2 protein-coding genes are annotated in these 4,074 nt (G+C 43.7%); both read right to left on the reverse strand.

Annotation, left to right across the window (positions count from 1 at the left end; translation table 11 throughout):
* On the reverse strand, positions 1 to 2,283 hold a 2,283-nt coding region (locus tag DP116_RS27285), incomplete at its 3' end, for a two-partner secretion domain-containing protein (RefSeq protein ID WP_169158113.1).
* 504 nt (positions 2,284 to 2,787) lie between these two features.
* Positions 2,788 to 3,678: an alpha/beta fold hydrolase gene (locus tag DP116_RS27290; protein ID WP_169158114.1), complete on the reverse strand. Its 891-nt coding sequence runs from the start codon at positions 3,676 to 3,678 to the stop codon at positions 2,788 to 2,790.
* Positions 3,679 to 4,074 lie beyond the last annotated feature (396 nt).

Consider the following 4,074-nt stretch of genomic DNA (forward strand, 5'->3'; position numbering starts at 1 on the left):
ATCAGTACCCGCAGATGTGGAAATTTGGCTACCACGGCGTAGGAGTAATAAGTCTGTGACTCGCAGATTGATATTGCCGCCATTACCTGATGCTGATTCAGCGTTGAAACTCGCTGAGTTGTCCAAACGAATTTGGCGTGCGGTCACTTCAATGTTACCTGCATCCCCTTGTCCAAAACTCTTGGCATCAAGTGAAGCGTTATTGGTTAAAGACAGAGAATCAGCTTTAATTTGTATGTTTCCACCTTTTCCTTCTCCAGTGAAGCCTGCTGAGGTGAAAGCATAGCTGTTATCAAAAGAAACATTACCACGGGCATCAATTATCACATTCCCTCCATCCCCTTTTCGTAAGGTGAAGGCAGAAAGATAAGCGTTGGTTAAAGACAGAGAATCAGCCTTAATTTGTATGTTTCCACTTTTTCCTTCTCCAGTAAAGCCTGGTGAGGTATAAGCATTGCTGTTATCAAAAGAGACATTACCACGGACATCAATTATCACATTCCCTGCATCCCCTTTTCCACTGCTGCTGGCAAAAAGAACAGCGTTATTGGTTAAAGACAGAGAATCAGCCTTAATTTGTACGTTTCCACCTTTTCCTTCTCCAGTGTCGCCTACTGAGGTGGAAGCATTGCTGTTATCAAAAGAGACATTACCACGGACATCAATTATCACATCCCCTGCATCCCCTTTTCCAAAGGTGTTGGTAAAAAGAAAAGCTTTATTTAAAGACAGAGAATCAGCCTTAATTTGTATGTTTCCACCTTTTCCTTCTACATTGAAGCTTACTGTAGTGGAAGCACTGCTGTTATCAAAAGAAACATTACCACGGGCATCAATTATCACATCCCCTGCATCCCCTTTTCCAAAGGTGCTAGCAGAAAGAGAAGCTTTATTTAAAGACAGAGAATCAGCCTTAATTTGTATGTTTCCACCTTTTGCTTCTACATTGGAGCCTACTGAGGTGTCAGCACTGCTGTTATCAAAAAATACATTACGACGGGCTTCAATTATAACATTTCCTGCATCCCCTCGTCCATAGGTGTTGGTAAAAAGAAAAGCTTTGGTTAAAGACAGAGAATCAGCCTTAATTTGTATGTTTCCACCTTTTCCTTCTCCATTGGGGAATACTGTGGTGTTAGCACTGCTGTTATCAAAAGAGACATTACCACGGACATCAATGATCACATTCCCTGCATCCCCTTTTCCATCGGTGCTGGCAGAAAGATAAGCGTTATTGGTTAAAGACAGAGAATCAGCGCTAATTTGTATGTTTCCAGCTTTTCCTTCTGCACCTGATGACACATAATTAAAAATGCTGCTAGTTACGACTGTTATTTTCCCTTTTGCATTCAGCACAATATCTCCCGCCACAGTGCCATCAGAACCTAAATTAGGTCCAATGCCAGCACGGAGACGACTTTCGTTCATGTCTAAATTTCGAGCGTTGATTATAATGTTACCGCCTCCTGATGCGTATACATACACACCAGCGTTGTTAGTAAGTGATACATCAGCTAAGGCACTTTCAGTTGGAAAGCTAGCGCTCAATTTTTCGCCATCCACATTTAGCCCTACATTTCCAGAGGCTGCCAATCCTCCTAACTCAACTCTTCCACCATAAGCATTCAGCCGACCACCATCCATATTGACATTGCCACCCACTAGTAGCAAACTTTTACCATCAGGTACACGTAAACCTAATGCATCTTCTAATCCTGCTGGATCTTTTCCGGCTAGTGCAACTGAGTTATTTGTAATTGATGCAGCAGCTATTTGATTGAAAAATAAAGCTGAAGGATTTACCGTTAGCAGTGCAGGATTATTTGGATTGGTAGCACTAAAAAAACCTTGATTACCAAATTGAATGGCATTTGCTGTCGTTCCCACGAACGAACCACCAACATTCAGGCTGGCATCTTTACCAAAGATAATCCCATTTGGATTAATCAAAAACAGATTAGCTGTACCTAACGCTTTAATTATTCCATCAATATTTGAAACTGACGTACCTGTTACCCTACTAAAGATGTTCTGAATGTCCGCAGCATTATTAAAAGAAGCCGTACCGTTAGTTGGTACAGAAAACTGTTGAAAGCTGTGGAACAAGTTGCGTCCTGCGGTAGTTCCCCCATCGATATTGAAGGTGTTGCCATTTATGGTGACAGTGGAATTATTTGGTAGAGTGGCATCAGGTGTAATTTGGGCAGAAGCAGAATTTGCAGCCAAGGCGAACGCACCCCCCACCGCAATCCCTAAAAACCAACAAGTATTTCTAAAGGACATCGCACCCCCAAGTAAACAGCAGTTACCCAACATACAGTGTACCAGTGACAAGTAAACCATATTTGCGTAGACGGTTAATTGTCCTTGGTGAAGTCTTCTTTTGGTCAAATTAGTGCTTGCTTTCGGCAGAGAACGCCATTTTTTGCGGAAATTCGTCTATCGCTCATTTTACAAAAATTTATCTAATATCATGTCCGCTTAAATAGTTGTCATTGCGAACGCAGCGATAGCGGAGTGAAGCAATCCCAGACTCTTGCGATTGCTACCCTGCGGGAAGCCCCCTCCGGGGTCTACGTTTCACTCCGTTCCACTCGCAATGACATATCATAAGTATTTTGCCGCACATGATATGATACTAAGTTGCGTTCTAATGGAGAATTTACTGTGGCTGAGATTGCTTCGCTTCACTCCGTTACGCTCGCAATGACAGATTCGCTCTTTGAGTGCAACTTAGTATAAGTCATCAAGAAACCCGGTTTTATAAAACCGAGTTTCTCTTTCTATCTACAAAGATGATAACCAGTCCGAAATCTGCTGATTTACAACATCTGGTACTTCATCATGAGGACAATGACCAGCACCTGGAATTGGTACAATTTGGATATCTTTGCCATTCTCCCGCGCTTTTTCGTATATTTTTGCCCCAGTGATTGGTGTCCAAGGGTCATCTGCACCCCATATCACCAGCAATGGGCGCTCAACTTTGGGCAAAAGTTCTGTTGGAGAAGGACCTGGAGGTGCAGTGAGAATAGAGGTGAAAACTTGTTGCGCTCCTGGATCACAAGAAGGAGCATAGAGTAAGTCTACCAATTCATCGGTGACGGCTTCCCGGTTACGGTAAACTTGGTATAGAGTACGGCGAATTTGAGCTTTTTGACGGATGCGGTTGAAGACAAGTGCTCCGGTGATGCGCGATCGCACCAAAGAGTTAAAAGCCCCCATTGCAATACGTAGTGGTGGGTTCAACTCGTGCGATCGATGGCTCAACCCACCTGCACAGTTAATCAAAACGCCACCTGCAGCTATTTCCGGATGTTCCGCCACCACCGTTAAGCTCAAAAGTGCACCAATGGAGTTCCCGATAAATACAGCAGGTTCACTAATGTGTGCTGTCCAAAAATCCTTGAGCAGTTCCACCCACAGCTCTACTGTATAATTTAACGGAGCTTTATCAGAACCACCAAACCCCAAAAGGTCAAGAGCAAAAACTCGGTAGCCAGCGGCGGCTAAAACGGGGATATTTTTCCGCCAATGTCCAATAGAAGCACCAAAGCCATGAACCAGTACAAGGGGGCGTCCAGTACCCATGACAGTGTACTGAATTTTGTGACCTTGCCAAGTCCAAAAGAGTTTTTCAAAGCTAGTTGTTGCTTGCTGCTGCGTTGTTACAGTCATTATTAAGATTCTTAACGTTTTTCCTCATATATTCATTTTCTCTGATTTCAAAGGATTAGGAACAACGTTCTAAGTACGGTTTTGCGTAAAAACGAGCGTGTTTTTAAACGCACCAGGAGCGCAGAGTCAGCGCAGAGGGGAGCCAGCGCGTTGCGGGGGTTCCCCCCGTTGTAGCGACTGGCGTCGCAGAGTCTTTGTATAGAGAATTCGCGCTCGTATTGATGAAATGTTGTACTAAGTACTGGATTGCAATTGCCCAACTTCGTCTGGAGGGGATAAATCTAAGATTGAGTCATGTCAGCCGGGCTAAGTTCTCGCCGCCACTGTTTGAGAATCAGTGCTGACCAAAAAGTAAATCCCAATATAGCCAAACCAGTCAACCCATCAGTCCAGATA

Source organism: Brasilonema bromeliae SPC951 (assembly GCF_012912135.1).
GTDB lineage: Bacteria > Cyanobacteriota > Cyanobacteriia > Cyanobacteriales > Nostocaceae > Brasilonema > Brasilonema bromeliae.